We start from the raw sequence: 13,331 nt of genomic DNA, 5'->3' as shown, positions 1-13,331 counted from the left end.
CGGTTTGTTAGGGTACCGATCAGTTGGTACCCGCTTTCTCGAACCGGGCCTTTCAATGCCAGGTATCACCCCGCGGGTTATCAGGTCTATCAAGGACGCTACTGATGCCCATCGCCCGCAACGCCCAACCTCTAAAACCCTCCGTGACAGATACTCGGTCCCCTCGAACCCTGCTGCTCGCCAGCGACCTGCAGCAAAGCGTGCTGGCCGAACTGGACCGCAGCGGACCGAACCCCTTCGCGTATTCCCCCTATGGCTTGCAAAGCGGCCTGAGACGGAGGGAAACGCACCTGGGGTTCAACGGACAGTTCAAGGAAGGGGCTACGGGTTGGTATCACCTGGGCAATGGCCATCGGGTCTATAACCCGGGGTTGATGCGGTTTCACAGTCCGGATCGGTTGAGTCCGTTTGGGAGGGGCGGGGTGAATGCCTATGTCTATTGCGCGGGAGATCCGGTCAACTTCACAGATCCCACAGGAGAATATGGGCAAGTCATTGCCAGAACCATCCAGTTGTGGGCCACCACCGCGTTGCATGCCGGGATAGTGACGACCAATCTCGTGGGAGCGAAAGCGGTCGGCTGGATGCTGCACGCTGCGCGACTGAGTACCGTGGCATCAAGCACTGCTATGGTCGGTACGGTTGGCCAGTTAGCGGGATTACCTGCTGCTGTTTATGTTTCTAACGCTGCTACGACAGTGTCTGCGGTAGCAACCATGGTTCGATACGTTCCGGCGATAGTGAATGGTCTACGTGGACGAACGCTGTGGACGACCGTTAGAAATAACGTCCGAAACCTCGTCAAGGGCACGGCATTTCCAACTCCGCCGAAGTTACCCGCTGCTGTCCCTGCGCATGCGCAGGCTTCCGATACGGTTGTCATTCCAATGCGAAGGATTGAAAGTGCTCAGGCGCAGGGTGATCCAGTTACCTCTGGCCTTTCCATCAGACAAGTCGGGACACCCGATTTGAAACGCAGGAAGTCCTTTTAGCACTGCTGCACTTATCCCCTGAATTCCATGAAGGGGAAGCGCTGAGGGGGTTACCCACAATCCCTGTTAGCGTTTCTGTGGATAACATGTTTGCGCCTCGTTGCAACCCTTGCAAACCGTGCCCTGCAGTCGGAAGGTTAAAAAACAACCAGTCTAAGCTGCGGTTTTTTATGGTGTTTTCCTGGGGAAAAGGCTGTTGGTTGATCAGCACTTGCCCCCAAACTCTGTTGGCGCTTCTGTGGATAAGATGTTCGCTTAACGCTGTAGGCCTTTAAATTCATGCCTTTCAGGCTGTTGGTTGAAAAATGATCAATTCGCCTTTATTCACCCACTAACCGCCCACAAAGCTAGAAATATCGCGGCTTTCAGCGGTTTTCCACAGCGCGCTCGAAGTTGCCCCCAATCTCTGTTGGCGCATCTGTGGATAAGGTGTTCGCGAACCTCTGCAGGCCAAGCGTAGTGCGGCTTTCGAGTCTTAGATCAAAAAATGATCAGTGGCTACGAGAAACGCTGGATTTGCATAAGTCACGGATTTTCTTTGCTTTGTGTGGAAAAAAATCTGCGCATTTCCACAGTTGTCCCCATTTGCTGTGGGTGGAGGTGTGGATAACTTGTTCGCGGAAGGCTGAGAGGCGCGCGTTGCATAGCTCCGAACGAAATAGATCATATTTCGTACAGTTCTAAAAAATGTGGAATATCGCGATGGAAAGGATTCGGTGTTTGGGAGGACGCCATCGCGAGCAGGCTCGCTCCCACAGGGGATATGTGAACGACACAATGCCAATGTGGGAGCGAGCCTGCTCGCGATGCTTTAGACCTTGATCAGCCTTGAACAGGAACCCCTTTGAGATACGGCGCAGGCTCAGCCCCGAGGTTGCTCAGCAGGCGCTCGCTGTACCAATCCACAAAATTCACCACACCAAACTCATAGGTCTTGGAGTAAGGCCCTGGTTGGTACGCAGTGGAGTTGATCCCGCGCTGGTTCTCTTCAGCCAGGCGACGGTCCTGGTCGTTGGTGGCGTCCCAGACCTGGCGCATGCGCTCCACGTCGTAGTCCACACCCTCAACGGCATCCTTGTGGACGATCCACTTGGTGGTGACCATGGTTTCCTGGGCGCTGATCGGCCACACGGTGAACACGATGATGTGGTCGCCCATGCAGTGGTTCCACGAGTGCGGCAGGTGCAGGATGCGCATCGAGCCCAGGTCGGGGTTCTTGATGCGACCCATGAGCTTGGCGCAGCCCTGTTTGCCGTCCAGGGTCATCGACACGGTGCCCTTGAGCAGCGGCATGCGCACGATGCGGTTACGCAGGCCGAAGCTGGCGTGGGCGTAAGGGATCTTTTCGGCTTCCCAGGCAGCAGCAGAAGCGGCCACGTGATCCTTGAACGCCTGATCGGCCCGTGGGTCGGTGACGTCGTCCCATTCCAGCAGGGTTTTCAGCAGTTCCGGGTGCGACGCGTTGCAGTGGTAGCACTCGCGGTTGTTTTCCAGCACCAGTTTCCAGTTGGCTTTTTCCATCAAGGTGGTGGTGATTGCCACCTTGGTGTTTTCCATGTCGTACGGTTCCATGTAATGGCTGAGCGTCGAGAGGAAGTCATCGATGGCCGGTGGATTCTCCGCCAGGCTGATGAAGATGTAGCCGCCAGCGGTCTTCACGTTCACCGGTTTCAGGCCGTATTGCTTCATGTCGAAATCGGCGCCCATTTCAGTGCCGGCGAACAGCAGGCGACCGTCGAGTTCGTAGGTCCATTGGTGATAGTGGCAAACCAGCTTGGCGACCTTGCCTTTTTCGCTGGTGCACAGGCGCGAGCCACGGTGGCGGCAGACGTTATGGAATGCGTGCACTACACCTTCAGCGCCACGAATCACGATGATCGGGTTCTTGCCAACTTGCAGGGTCAGGTAGTTGCCCTTGGCAGGGATTTCGCAGGTCATGCCGGCGATCAACCATTCTTTCTGAAAGATTTCCTGCATGTCGATATCAAACAGGCGCTCGTCAGAGTAGAACGGCTGTGGCAGCGAGAAGGTGCGCTCGCGCTCTTGCAGCATCTGCGCGGTGGCCTTGCGTGCGGGTTCCAGCGGATCGCCCAGGCTCAGGGTAGTAGTGACGTCCATCGTGTATTTCCTCAAGGCCATCTGCGTGGCCGCGAAAAGTGGCTGATCAGGTGTACTGCTGTGGGTAGCTACGCAAGGTGTAAAGAATGTGTCTTGGTATGGGGCGAGTGTGGGGCCGGCGCTGGCCAGAACCTTATCCATGGGCGACATGGTGCAATCTGTTCCCGACGCGCAAGCCCCGGTAGTTGGGGGCTGGTCGCGATAAGCATGTGAATGTCGCAGATAGGTAAATGGGTGTTTCGCGCTATACGCAGAATCGCCAACATGAAGGCCGACAGTCGGCCGTGGAGATCAGCATGTCCAACAGCTTCCTGAACCCGGTAACCACCCAGACCTGGGCCAATGGTCGGCACATCGTCCGTTGCGTCAAAGTCATCCAGGAAACCTGGGATGTGCGTACCTTCTGCTTCATGGCCGACCAGCCGATCCTGTTCTTCTTCAAGCCGGGGCAGTTTGTCACCCTGGAGCTGGAAATCGAAGGCCAGCCGATCATGCGTTCGTACACCATTTCCAGCTCGCCGTCGGTACCGTACAGCTTTTCGGTGACCATCAAGCGTGTGCCGGGCGGCAAGGTGTCCAACTGGCTGCACGACACCTTGCACGAAGGCCAGGAGCTGGCGGTGCACGGGCCGGTCGGGCTGTTCAATGCCATGGATTTCACCGCGCCAAAGGTGCTTTACCTCAGCGGCGGTGTGGGTATCACGCCGGTCATGTCCATGGCACGCTGGTTCTACGACACCAACGGCAATGTCGACATGGTGTTTATCCACAGCGCCCGTTCGCCCAAGGACATCATTTACCACCGCGAGCTGGAACACATGGCGTCGCGGATCGATAACTTCAGCCTGCACCTGATCTGCGAGAAGCATGGCATGGGTGAGCCCTGGGCCGGTTATCGCGGTTACCTCAACCAGCGAATGCTTGAATTGATGGCGCCGGACTTCCTTGAGCGCGAAGTGTTCTGCTGCGGCCCGACACCGTACATGAATGCGGTCAAGCGTTTGCTGGAAGGCGCTGGCTTCGACATGTCGCGTTACCACGAGGAGTCCTTCGGCGCGACCCCTCCAGAGGCGCGTGCCGACGCAGTGGAACACGCCGAACAGGCGGCCGATGCACCGGAACTCGATGTGGCGGACCTGCATCAGGTGGAATTCGTCGCGTCGGGGAAAAGCATTCGCATTGCGCCGGGCGAAACCGTTCACGCAGCGGCGGCGAAGGCGGGTTTGCTGATCCCGAAAGCCTGCGGCATGGGCATCTGCGGCACCTGCAAAGTATTGAAGCTGGGCGGCGAAGTGGAGATGGAACACAACGGCGGGATCACCGAGGAAGACGAAGCCGAAGGGTACATCCTGTCGTGCTGCAGTGTGCCGAAGGGGGATGTGCGGATCGAATTTTGACCCTGGTACTATCGACACATATTCAAGTGTGTTTAATAAGTGCTGTCAGTTACACAAGACACTCGCCCTGTCCCAATGATGAAAGGGGCAGGGCAAGCTTTTTAACTTAGCGCTTCTTCAGCGTTTAATTACTTGGGTGTTACTGGTTTCACCCGTGCACCCAAATATTCAAGATTAAATGTGCTGCCTGGCACGCTTGCGAATTCGTTGCGAATGAATTCATAACCAAGGTTGTCCTTCAGGATTTCCTCTCCTTTGTTCAGGGCTAGCATCGATTTATAAGATTCATCATCTGTCGAGGGGGCTGGCCAGAAATCACCCACGACCACTTCCGGAATCGCTACCGCAATTGAAGAAATGGCGTAGCGACCCGCTTCTACAGTCCAGGCTTTACTCAAAATACCGACTGTGAGGTCTGCGGCCTCAATGGTGTCGCCTGGCTTGAGGGCCAGGCTTTCTGCGCTTGAAGAAAGAATGTTTTTAATCGTTGGAATTTCAATTGCCGATTCTGTTGCATTGTTCATGTTCATGTTCATGTTCATTTTTAATATCCTTTCCGAAAATATCCTTGGATAAAAATTACTCGGCATTTATTGCGTGAAACGCGTTTGCTGAGTCTGAACGAGATTAAGAGGCATCAGGAAGTCGGTCTAGCTATCAGGTTGCATAGCTAGTCAAGTGTGAGGCGATGTGGGTTTCGATCGTTCCCACGAGTGGGAACGATCTCAGGCGCAGGGCAGATGAACTTAGTGAGACATCACTTCGCGAATGTCTTTCGCCAATTCCCGCACGCGCTCTTCCTCGGTATCCCACGAGCACATGAAGCGGGCGCCGCCGTTGCCGATGAAGGTGTAGAAGCGCCAGCCTTTGGCGGTCAGCGCGGCGATGGCCGGTTCCGAGAGTTGCAGGAATACGCCGTTGGCCTGCACCGGGAACATCAGTTCAACGCCCGGGATATCGCTCACCAGCTCGGCCAGCAATTGTGCGCAGTGGTTGGCGTGGCGGGCGTATTTGAGCCAGGCGTCGTTTTCCAGGATCCCGACCCAGGGTGCGGAAAGGAAGCGCATCTTTGAAGCCAGTTGCCCGGCCTGTTTGCAGCGATAGTCAAAGTCTTCAGCCAGCGTGTGGTTGAAGAACAGGATCGCCTCGCCCACGGCCATGCCGTTTTTCGTGCCGCCGAAGCACAGCACGTCAACGCCGGCCTTCCAGGTCAGGTCCGCTGGCGTGCAGCCGAGGAACGCGCAGGCGTTGGAGAACCGCGCGCCGTCCATGTGCAGGTTCAGGCCCAGTTCCTTGCAGGTGGCGCTGATGGCGCGGATTTCGTCCGGGGTGTAGACGCTGCCGACTTCGGTGGCCTGGGTCAGGGTCACGACGCGGGGTTTCGGGTAGTGGATGTCCTGGCGCTTGAGCGCGACTTCGCGGATCGAATCCGGGGTCAGCTTGCCGTTTTCAGTGCGGGCGATCAGCAGCTTGGAGCCGTTGGAGAAGAATTCCGGTGCGCCGCATTCGTCGGTTTCGACGTGGGCGGTTTCCGAGCAGATCACGCTGTGGTAACTCTGGCACAGCGACGACAGGGCCAACGAGTTGGCGGCAGTGCCGTTGAAGGCAAAGAACACTTCGCAGTCGGTTTCGAACAGTTTGCGGAAATCGTCGGACGCGCGGGCGGTCCACTCGTCGTCGCCGTAAGCGCGCTGGTGGCCATGGTTAGCCTGTTCCATGGCAGCCCAGGCTTCAGGGCAAATGCCGGAATAATTGTCGCTGGCGAATTGTTGGCTCTTATCGGTCATGGCCTGCTTCCGTGGTCGGGACGCTTATGGTGAAGCGTCTCGTGGTCAAAGATGTCGCGCACTGTACCCAAGATCGTCAGGAGAGCACACGGGATGTCGCTGTCAGAAAATTACAAGGATGCCGGGCAATTATGCACGTGACTACACACTTAAAGCAGCGCGACGGTGCACTGGATTTGCTCAAGTGGCTGGCGCTTTTGAGCATGGTGCTCGATCACCTGCGATATGTCGGTTACTCCGTCGATTTGTTGTATGTCCCGGGGCGCCTGGCATTCCCTTGGTTTTGCCTGGCGATGGCAGCGAATCTGGCGCGAGCATCGACAGTTACATCGGGCGGCCAGTGGCGTTATCTGGGTTGGTTGTTGCTGTTTAGCGCGGTGAGTGAAATTCCATACCGGATGTTCATTCCTGAGCACGACACGCTGAACGTGATGCCCACCCTGGTCCTTGGCCTGCTGGTGGCGCGTGGCTGGCAACAGCCGACGCTGCAATCGCGGTTGCTGGCGGCAGGCGCCGTGCTGTTGGCGGTACTGTTCACGCAGAAGCTGATGTTCGGCTTCTTTGGGGTTCTGTTGCCATTGGCGCTGCTGCTGGTGATTCGTCGCCCCTGGTATTACGCGTTGCTGCCGGGGCTGGTTTGCCTGGCGGCCAATCAATGGCAGGTGCTGTTTTACGCCGCGCGGTTGGGTACCAGCGCGGCCATTCCCGCCATCGTCACTTGTCTGATTGCGCCATGGCTGGGGCTGTTCCTGTTGCGACACCTGCATGACGTAAAAGCCCCACCGATGCGCCGCTGGGCATATGCGCTCTATCCCGCGCATTTCCTCATGTTGCTAGCACTACGCCAGGCTATCGCCTAACCCTTGTAGGAGCTGGCTTGCCAGCGATAGCGGTGGGTCAGCCGACATCAATGTTGAATGTGAGGCCGCCATCGCGAGCAGGCTCGCTCCCACAGGGGATCTGCGCAAGATCGACGGTCGTGTTCTACATGCCATTTCTCACCATGTCGTAAACGCACCTTTGCGTGGCGCCCGTAGGCATTTGGCGACTCCAAGCCAGTCATACCATCGCTATCAAAGGGCACTGCCGAAAAGCCAGTGCCTCACCGAGACGAATGGCGCACCGCCGCCGCTGGGAGAGACGCGATGTTCAGCAAGCAAGACCAGATCCAGGGTTACGACGATGCACTGCTGGCGGCGATGAATGCCGAGGAGCAACGCCAGGAAGATCACATCGAGCTGATCGCGTCAGAGAACTACACCAGCAAACGTGTCATGCAAGCGCAAGGCAGCGGCCTGACCAACAAATACGCCGAAGGCTATCCGGGCAAGCGCTACTACGGTGGCTGCGAGCACGTCGACAAGGTCGAAGCCCTGGCCATCGAACGCGCCAAGCAGCTGTTCGGCGCCGACTACGCCAACGTGCAGCCGCACTCCGGTTCCTCGGCCAACAGCGCCGTGTACCTGGCCCTGCTGCAAGCCGGCGACACCATCCTCGGCATGAGCCTTGCCCACGGTGGTCACCTGACCCACGGTGCCAAGGTGTCGTCCTCGGGCAAGTTGTACAACGCCGTGCAGTACGGCATCGACACCAAGACCGGACTGATCGACTACGACGAAGTCGAGCGCCTGGCCGTCGAGTGCCAGCCGAAGATGATCGTTGCCGGTTTCTCGGCCTACTCCAAGACCCTCGACTTCCCGCGCTTCCGCCAGATCGCCGACAAGGTCGGTGCCCTGTTGTTCGTCGACATGGCCCACGTTGCCGGTCTGGTTGCTGCCGGCCTGTACCCGAACCCGCTGCCGTACGCCGACGTGGTCACCACCACCACCCACAAGACCCTGCGCGGTCCACGTGGCGGCCTGATCCTGGCCAAGTCCAACGAAGAAATCGAGAAGAAGCTCAACGCTGCAGTATTCCCCGGTGCCCAGGGCGGCCCGCTGATGCACGTGATCGCCGGTAAGGCAGTGTGCTTCAAGGAAGCGCTGGAGCCAGGCTTCAAGGCCTACCAGCAGCAAGTGATCGACAACGCCCAGGCCATGGCCGGCGTATTTATCAAACGCGGCTACGATGTAGTGTCCGGCGGCACCGATAACCACCTGTTCCTGGTCAGCCTGATTCGTCAGGGCCTCACCGGCAAAGAGGCGGACGCAGCACTCGGTCGCGCCCACATCACCGTGAACAAGAACGCTGTCCCGAACGATCCACAGTCGCCGTTCGTGACCTCCGGCCTGCGCATCGGCACCCCGGCGGTGACCACTCGCGGTTTCAAGGTCAGCCAATGCGTCGAACTGGCCGGCTGGATCTGCGACATCCTCGACAACCTCGGCGATGCCGATGTCGAGGCCAATGTTGCCCAGCAAGTATCGGCACTGTGCGCGGACTTCCCGGTTTATCGCTGAGCGCGGTTTTGGAGTAAATGACTATGCAACGCTACTCAGGCTTCGGCCTCTTCAAACACTCCCTCAGCCACCACGAAAACTGGCAGCGCATGTGGCGTACGCCAACCCCGAAAAAGGTCTACGACGTGGTCATCGTCGGCGGTGGCGGGCATGGCCTGGCGACCGCCTACTACCTGGCAAAAGAGCACGGGATCACCAACGTGGCCGTGGTCGAGAAAGGCTGGTTGGGCGGCGGTAACACCGCGCGCAACACCACCATCGTGCGCTCCAACTACCTGTGGGACGAGTCGGCGCACCTGTACGAACACGCGATGAAACTGTGGGAAGGCCTGTCCCAGGACCTGAACTACAACGTGATGTTCTCCCAGCGCGGTGTCTACAACCTGTGCCACACCCTGCAGGACATACGTGATTCCGAGCGTCGGGTCAGCGCCAACCGCCTCAACGGCGTCGACGGCGAACTGCTCGATGCCAAGCAAGTCGCCGACGAGATTCCGTACCTCGACTGCTCGAAGAACACCCGCTACCCGGTGATGGGCGCCACCGTCCAGCGTCGCGGCGGCGTGGCCCGTCACGATGCCGTGGCCTGGGGCTTTGCCCGGGCGGCCGACGCATTGGGCGTGGACCTGATCCAGCAGACCGAAGTGATCGGCTTCCGCAAGGAAAATGGCGTGTGCATCGGTGTTGAAACCAACAAGGGCTTCATCGGCGCCAAGCGCGTCGGCGTCGTGACCGCCGGTAACTCCGGGCACATGGCCAAGCTCGCCGGTTTCCGCCTGCCGATCGAATCCCACCCGTTGCAAGCACTGGTGTCCGAGCCGATCAAGCCGATCATCGACAGCGTGATCATGTCCAACGCGGTGCACGGTTACATCAGCCAGTCCGACAAGGGCGACCTGGTGATCGGCGCCGGTATCGACGGCTACAACGGCTACGGCCAGCGTGGTTCGTACCCGGTGATCGAGCACACCGTGCAGGCTATCGTCGAGATGTTCCCGGTGTTGTCCCGCGTGCGCATGAACCGCCAGTGGGGCGGCATCGTCGACACCACCCCGGATGCGTGCCCGATCATTTCGAAAACCCCGGTGCCGAACATGTTCTTCAACTGCGGTTGGGGCACCGGCGGCTTCAAGGCCACACCTGGCTCGGGCAACGTATTTGCCGCCAGCCTGGCCAAGGGTGAAATGCACCCATTGGCTGCACCTTTCTCCATCGACCGTTTCCACAACGGTGCGTTGATCGACGAACACGGCGCTGCTGCGGTTGCCCACTAACAGGAGAAATCCCCATGTTGCATATCTTCTGTCCTCACTGCGGCGAACTGCGCTCCGAAGAGGAATTCCATGCATCCGGCCAGGCGCACATCCCGCGTCCACTGGATCCAAACAGCTGCACCGACGAGGAGTGGGGCGACTACATGTTCTTCCGCGACAACCCTCGCGGCCTGCACCACGAGTTGTGGGATCACGTCGCCGGTTGCCGTCAGTACTTCAACGTCACCCGCGACACCGTGACCTACGAGATTCTTGAAACCTACAAGATCGGCACCAAGCCACAATTCACCGACAAGACCGATAGCCCGAAAGCGGCCGCCACGGCTCTGGGAGAGAAGGTATGAGCCAGATCAATCGCCTGTCCAACGGCGGACGGATCGACCGCAACAAAGTCCTGACCTTCACCTTCAACGGCCAGAGCTACAAAGGCTTTGAGGGCGACTCCCTGGCCGCTGCACTGCTGGCCAACGGCGTCGACATCATCGGTCGCAGCTTCAAGTATTCCCGCCCGCGTGGCATCTATGCCGCCGGTGCCGAAGAGCCGAACGCTGTACTTCAGATCGGCGCCACCGAAGCCACGCAAATTCCGAACGTACGCGCCACGCAACAAGCGCTGTACCAGGGCCTGGTCGCCACCAGCACCAACGGCTGGCCGAACGTTAACAACGACATGATGGGGATCCTCGGCAAGGTCGGCGGCAAGCTGATGCCACCGGGCTTCTACTACAAAACCTTCATGTACCCGCAATCGTTCTGGATGACCTACGAGAAGTACATTCGTAAGGCCGCAGGTTTGGGCCGCTCGCCGACCGAGAACGATCCGGACACCTACGACTACATGAACCAGCACTGCGACGTGCTGATCGTCGGCGCCGGCCCTGCAGGCCTGGCCGCTGCACTGGCCGCTGCGCGCAGCGGTGCTCGCGTCATCCTGGCTGACGAGCAGGAAGAGTTCGGCGGCAGCCTGCTCGACTCCCGCGAAAGCCTCGACGGCAAGCCTGCGACCGAGTGGGTCGCCAGCGTCATCGCCGAATTGAAGGACACTCCGGACGTGCTGCTGTTGCCGCGCGCCACCGTTAACGGCTACCACGACCACAACTTCCTGACCATTCACGAGCGCCTCACCGATCACCTCGGCGACCGCGCCCCGATTGGCCAGGTGCGCCAGCGCATCCACCGCGTTCGCGCCAAGCGCGTGGTGCTGGCGACCGGCACTCACGAGCGTCCACTGGTCTACGGCAACAACGACGTGCCGGGCAACATGCTCGCTGGCGCTGTCTCGACTTACATTCGCCGCTACGGCGTGGCACCGGGCAAGAAGCTGGTGCTGTCGACCAACAACGACCATGCCTACCGCGTGGCACTGGATTGGCTCGATGCCGGTCTGCAGGTCGTGGCCGTCGCCGACGCCCGCAGCAACCCGCGTGGTGCGCTGGTGGAAGAGGCGCGTGCCAAGGGCATCCGCATCCTCACCGGTAGCGCCGTGATCGAAGCCCGTGGCAGCAAGCGCGTGACCGCTGCGCGCGTGGCGGCGATCGATGTCAAAGGACATAAAGTCACCAGCCCGGGCGAATGGCTCGAATGCGACCTGGTCGCCAGTTCCGGCGGCTACAGCCCGGTGGTTCACCTGGCCTCGCACCTGGGCGGCAAGCCGATCTGGCGCGAAGACATCCTCGGTTTCGTACCGGGTGAAGCGCCACAGAAACGCGTGTGCGTCGGTGGTATCAATGGCGTCTACGGTCTCGGCGATTCCCTGGCCGACGGTTTTGAAGGCGGTGTTCGCGCAGCCAGCGAAGCCGGCTTCGGTCCGGTCGAAGCCAAGTTGCCGAAGGCCCTGGTCCGCCAGGAAGAGCCGACGCTGGCATTGTTCCAAGTGCCTTATGAGAAAGTCACTGCGCGTGCGCCGAAGCAATTTGTCGACTTGCAAAACGACGTCACCGCGGCCGGTATCGAACTGGCGACCCGCGAAGGCTTCGAGTCGGTCGAGCACGTCAAGCGCTACACCGCGCTGGGCTTCGGCACCGATCAGGGCAAGCTTGGTAACGTCAACGGCTTGGCCATCGCCGCCCGTTCGCTGAACGTGACCATCCCGCAGATGGGCACCACCATGTTCCGTCCGAACTACACGCCGGTGACATTTGGCGCCGTGGCCGGTCGTCACTGTGGGCACATCTTCGAGCCGGTGCGTTTCACCGCGCTGCATCAATGGCACCTGAAAAACGGCGCCGAGTTCGAAGACGTCGGCCAGTGGAAACGTCCTTGGTACTTCCCGAAATCCGGCGAAGACATGCACGCCGCCGTGAAGCGCGAATGCAAAGCCGTACGCGACAGCGTCGGCCTGCTGGACGCTTCGACCCTGGGCAAGATCGACATCCAGGGCCCGGACTCGCGTGAGTTCCTCAACCGCATCTACACCAACGCCTGGACCAAGCTCGACGTGGGCAAGGCGCGTTACGGCCTGATGTGCAAGGAAGACGGCATGGTGTTCGACGACGGCGTAACCGCCTGCCTCGCCGACAACCACTTCGTGATGACCACCACCACCGGCGGCGCTGCACGTGTGCTGCAATGGCTGGAGATCTACCACCAGACCGAATGGCCGGACCTGAAGGTGTACTTCACTTCCGTGACCGATCACTGGGCAACCATGACCCTGTCCGGGCCGAACAGCCGCAAGCTGCTTAGCGAAGTCACCGACATCGACCTGAGCAACGAAGCCTTCCCGTTCATGACCTGGAAAGAAGGCCTGGTCGGCGGCGTTCCTGCGCGGGTGTTCCGGATTTCGTTTACCGGTGAGCTGTCGTACGAAGTCAACGTGCAAGCCGACTATGCGATGGGTGTGCTGGAAAAAATTGTCGACGCTGGCAAGAAATACAACCTGACCCCTTACGGCACTGAAACCATGCACGTACTGCGGGCCGAGAAGGGCTTCATCATCGTCGGCCAGGACACTGACGGCTCGATGACACCGGACGACCTGAACATGGGCTGGTGCGTTGGTCGTACCAAGCCGTTCTCGTGGATCGGCCAGCGCGGCATGAACCGTGAAGACTGCGTGCGTGACCAACGTAAGCAACTGGTAGGCCTGAAGCCGATCGATCCGAACAAATGGCTGCCGGAAGGTGCACAGCTGGTGTTCAACACCAAGCAGGCGATCCCGATGACCATGGTCGGCCACGTGACCTCCAGCTATGCGCACAACTCCCTCGGTTATTCGTTTGCCATGGGCGTGGTCAAGGGCGGCCTGAACCGCATGGGTGAGCGTGTGTTCGCGCCACTGGCGGACGGCAGCGTGATCGAGGCGGAAATCGTTTCTTCGGTGTTCTTCGATCCGAAGGGCGAACGGCAGAACGTGTAAGGGTTC

The 13,331-nt window shown here is 59.4% G+C and carries 10 protein-coding genes; 7 read left to right on the top strand and 3 right to left on the bottom strand.

All coding sequences use genetic code 11. The features are described from left to right. The first annotated feature begins 104 nt into the window (after nucleotides 1–104). Nucleotides 105–992, top strand: coding sequence for an RHS repeat-associated core domain-containing protein (locus NQL71_RS00560; RefSeq protein WP_274642150.1), 888 nt, complete (start codon nucleotides 105–107; stop codon nucleotides 990–992). 822 nt (nucleotides 993–1,814) lie between these two features. On the opposite strand, the gene gbca is transcribed toward NQL71_RS00560, so the two are convergent. Further along, on the bottom strand, nucleotides 1,815–3,110 hold the full coding sequence (gbca, locus tag NQL71_RS00555; RefSeq protein WP_046818249.1) for a glycine betaine monooxygenase oxygenase subunit: 1,296 nt from the start codon (nucleotides 3,108–3,110) through the stop codon (nucleotides 1,815–1,817). A 296-nt stretch (nucleotides 3,111–3,406) separates the two neighbouring features. Between gbca and gbcB the strand changes: the two genes are divergently transcribed. Then, nucleotides 3,407–4,507, top strand: coding sequence for a glycine betaine monooxygenase reductase subunit (gbcB, locus tag NQL71_RS00550; RefSeq protein WP_046818719.1), 1,101 nt, complete (start codon nucleotides 3,407–3,409; stop codon nucleotides 4,505–4,507). Between the two features lie 128 nt (nucleotides 4,508–4,635). Here gbcB and NQL71_RS00545 read toward each other — a convergent pair whose 3' ends face one another. Then, nucleotides 4,636–5,049: a hypothetical protein gene (locus tag NQL71_RS00545; protein ID WP_274642149.1), complete on the bottom strand. Its 414-nt coding sequence runs from the start codon at nucleotides 5,047–5,049 to the stop codon at nucleotides 4,636–4,638. A gap of 204 nt (nucleotides 5,050–5,253) precedes the next feature. Beyond that, entirely contained in the window at nucleotides 5,254–6,294 is a 1,041-nt protein-coding gene (locus NQL71_RS00540) for a threonine aldolase family protein (RefSeq protein ID WP_046818247.1), read from the bottom strand. Between the two features lie 131 nt (nucleotides 6,295–6,425). Here NQL71_RS00540 and NQL71_RS00535 point away from each other — a divergent pair, with 131 nt between their 5' ends. The 5 genes from NQL71_RS00535 (at nucleotide 6,426) to NQL71_RS00515 (ending at nucleotide 13,325) form a co-directional block, all read left to right on the top strand. After that, nucleotides 6,426–7,154, top strand: coding sequence for a TraX family protein (locus NQL71_RS00535; RefSeq protein ID WP_046818246.1), 729 nt, complete (start codon nucleotides 6,426–6,428; stop codon nucleotides 7,152–7,154). 285 nt (nucleotides 7,155–7,439) lie between these two features. Further along, nucleotides 7,440–8,693 (top strand): serine hydroxymethyltransferase, encoded by a 1,254-nt coding sequence (gene glyA / locus NQL71_RS00530; protein ID WP_046818245.1) that lies wholly within the window; start codon nucleotides 7,440–7,442, stop codon nucleotides 8,691–8,693. Nucleotides 8,694–8,716: 23 nt separating this feature from the next. Further along, nucleotides 8,717–9,967, top strand: coding sequence for a sarcosine oxidase subunit beta (locus NQL71_RS00525; RefSeq protein ID WP_008057117.1), 1,251 nt, complete (start codon nucleotides 8,717–8,719; stop codon nucleotides 9,965–9,967). A gap of 14 nt (nucleotides 9,968–9,981) precedes the next feature. Then, a complete protein-coding gene (locus NQL71_RS00520) occupies nucleotides 9,982–10,311 on the top strand; it encodes a sarcosine oxidase subunit delta (RefSeq protein ID WP_007907563.1) in 330 nt (109 codons plus the stop codon). After that, a complete protein-coding gene (locus tag NQL71_RS00515; RefSeq protein WP_077184625.1) occupies nucleotides 10,308–13,325 on the top strand; it encodes a sarcosine oxidase subunit alpha in 3,018 nt (1,005 codons plus the stop codon). The genes NQL71_RS00520 and NQL71_RS00515 overlap by 4 nt, the downstream gene beginning before the upstream one ends. Nucleotides 13,326–13,331 lie beyond the last annotated feature (6 nt).

The sequence above is a fragment of the Pseudomonas serbica genome (assembly GCF_028823535.1).
Lineage (GTDB): Bacteria > Pseudomonadota > Gammaproteobacteria > Pseudomonadales > Pseudomonadaceae > Aquipseudomonas > Aquipseudomonas serbica.
Note: the sequence above shows the minus strand (reverse complement) of the source record. Positions and strands in the feature narration are given on the sequence as shown.

Excerpts from the sequence above, each read along its gene's own strand:
- NQL71_RS00560 (WP_274642150.1), top strand. The coding sequence starts at position 105 with ATGCCCATCGCCCGCAACGCCCAACCTCTAAAACCCTCCGTGACAGAT.
- gbca (WP_046818249.1), bottom strand. The coding sequence starts at position 3,110 with ATGGACGTCACTACTACCCTGAGCCTGGGCGATCCGCTGGAACCCGCA.
- gbcB (WP_046818719.1), top strand. The coding sequence starts at position 3,407 with ATGTCCAACAGCTTCCTGAACCCGGTAACCACCCAGACCTGGGCCAAT.
- NQL71_RS00545 (WP_274642149.1), bottom strand. The coding sequence starts at position 5,049 with ATGAACATGAACATGAACATGAACAATGCAACAGAATCGGCAATTGAA.
- NQL71_RS00540 (WP_046818247.1), bottom strand. The coding sequence starts at position 6,294 with ATGACCGATAAGAGCCAACAATTCGCCAGCGACAATTATTCCGGCATT.
- NQL71_RS00535 (WP_046818246.1), top strand. The coding sequence starts at position 6,426 with ATGCACGTGACTACACACTTAAAGCAGCGCGACGGTGCACTGGATTTG.
- glyA (WP_046818245.1), top strand. The coding sequence starts at position 7,440 with ATGTTCAGCAAGCAAGACCAGATCCAGGGTTACGACGATGCACTGCTG.
- NQL71_RS00525 (WP_008057117.1), top strand. The coding sequence starts at position 8,717 with ATGCAACGCTACTCAGGCTTCGGCCTCTTCAAACACTCCCTCAGCCAC.
- NQL71_RS00520 (WP_007907563.1), top strand. The coding sequence starts at position 9,982 with ATGTTGCATATCTTCTGTCCTCACTGCGGCGAACTGCGCTCCGAAGAG.
- NQL71_RS00515 (WP_077184625.1), top strand. The coding sequence starts at position 10,308 with ATGAGCCAGATCAATCGCCTGTCCAACGGCGGACGGATCGACCGCAAC.